General features: G+C 74.1%; 2 protein-coding genes. Both read left to right on the plus strand.

The window, feature by feature from the left end:
• Positions 1-757 (plus strand): beta-ketoacyl reductase (locus PV419_RS52745; RefSeq protein ID WP_319701223.1); only part of this gene is annotated, 757 nt, incomplete at its 5' end.
• A gap of 20 nt (positions 758-777) precedes the next feature.
• The coding region (locus PV419_RS52750) for a beta-ketoacyl synthase N-terminal-like domain-containing protein (RefSeq protein WP_319701224.1) at positions 778-1,982 on the plus strand (1,205 nt) is incomplete at its 3' end.

The following is a 1,982-nucleotide window of genomic DNA, read 5'->3' on the forward strand; positions in this document are numbered from 1 at the left end:
CGACCACGCCCGCATGAACCGGTCGGGAGTCTCCCCCCTGCCCACCGATCACGCCCTCGCCCTCCTCGACACCGCCCACCGCCACGGCGAACCACACCTGCTCGCCGCCCGGCTCGACCTCACCACCCTCGCGGCCCAGCCCACCCAGGCGCTGCCGCCGCTGGTCCGCTCGCTCGCGAGCGGCGGCGCCCGCGTCGCGCGCCGCAGCGCGGCGGCCGGGGCGGCGCCGGCGGCCGACCTGTCCGGCCGGCTGGCGTCGATGGCGCCGGACAAGCAGCAGGCGTTCCTGCTGGAGCTGGTCAGGACCCACGCGGCCACCGTGCTCGGCCATGCCGACGCCGAGACGGTGTCGGCGGACATGCCCTTCAAGGACCTCGGCTTCGACTCGCTGACGGCGGTCGAGCTGCGCAACCGCCTCACGATGGTGACGGGCCTTCGCCTCTCCGCCACCGCGGTGTTCCGCTACCCGACGCCCGCCGCCATGGCCGCGTACCTGCGCGGCGAACTCGCCCCGGCCGGACCGGAAGGGGAGGCCGCGGCGCCCGCGCTGCGCGAGCTGGAACGGCTTGAGGCGGCGCTGTCCGACGGCAGGCCGGAGGGCGAGATCGGCGCCCAGCTCGTCAAGCGCCTGCAGAACCTGCTGTGGCGGCTCGGCGACGACACCGGGGCTGTTGACCACACCGTCGACGGGGAGGCCCTGGAGTCGGCGTCGGACGACGAGATGTTCGCCCTCATCGACCAGCAACTGGGCTCGTGACGAGGAACGAGAGAGGAACCATGCCGTCTACCGAAGACAAGCTGCGCCAGTACCTCAAGCGCGTCACCCTCGACCTCGGCCAGGCCCGGCAGCGCCTGCGCGAGGCGGAGGAGCGCCACCAGGAGCCCATCGCCATCACCGCGATGGCCTGCCGCTACCCCGGCGGTGTCGCCTCCCCCGAGGAGCTGTGGCAGCTGGTGGACAGCGGCACCGACGCCATCGGCCCCTTCCCCGCCAACCGTGGCTGGGATCTGGACGGCATCTACCACCCCGACCCCGACCACCCCGGCACCGCGTACGTCCGCGAGGGCGGCTTTCTCCACGACGCCGACACCTTCGACGCGGCGTTCTTCGGCATCAGCCCGCGCGAGGCCCTGGCCATGGACCCGCAGCAGCGGCTGCTGCTGGAGACCGCGTGGGAACTGCTGGAGCGCGCCCACATCGACCCGGCCACCCTCAAGGGCTCCGCCACCGGCGTCTACGCGGGGGTGTCGAGCCAGGACTACCTGTCCCGGATACCGCACATCCCCGCGGACTTCGAGGGCTACGCCGCCACGGGCGGGCTGGCCAGCGTGGTGTCGGGGCGGGTGGCGTACACCCTGGGGCTTGAGGGCCCGGCGGTCACGCTCGACACGGCCTGCTCCTCCTCGCTGGTGGCGATGCACCTGGCGGTCCAGGCGCTGCGCGGCGGCGAGTGCTCGCTGGCGCTGGCGGGCGGCGTGACGGTGTGCAGCACGCCCTCGGCGTACGTGGAGTTCTCGCGGCAGCGCGGGTTCGCTCCCGACGGCCGCTGCAAGGCGTTCGGCGCCGGCGCGGACGGCACGGGCTTCTCCGAGGGTGTCGGCCTGGTGCTGCTGGAGCGGCTGTCGGACGCGCAGCGCAACGGCCACCGGGTGCTGGCGGTGCTGCGCGGCTCGGCGATCAACCAGGACGGCGCCAGCAACGGCCTGGCCGCCCCGAACGACGCCGCGCAGGAACGCGTCATCCGCGCCGCGCTGGCCAACGCCCGGCTGACCGCCGACCAGGTCGACGCGGTGGAGGCGCACGGCACCGGCACCACGCTGGGCGACCCGATCGAGGCGCAGGCGCTGCTGGCGACGTACGGACAGAAGCGGCCGGGCGAAGGCCGGCCGCTGTGGCTGGGCTCGCTCAAGTCCAACATCGGCCACACGCAGGGCGCGGCGGGGGTGGCGGGCGTCATCAAGATGGTGATGGCGATGCGGCA

This window comes from Streptomyces sp. ME19-01-6, assembly GCF_033793745.1.
Classification (GTDB): domain Bacteria; phylum Actinomycetota; class Actinomycetes; order Streptomycetales; family Streptomycetaceae; genus Streptomyces.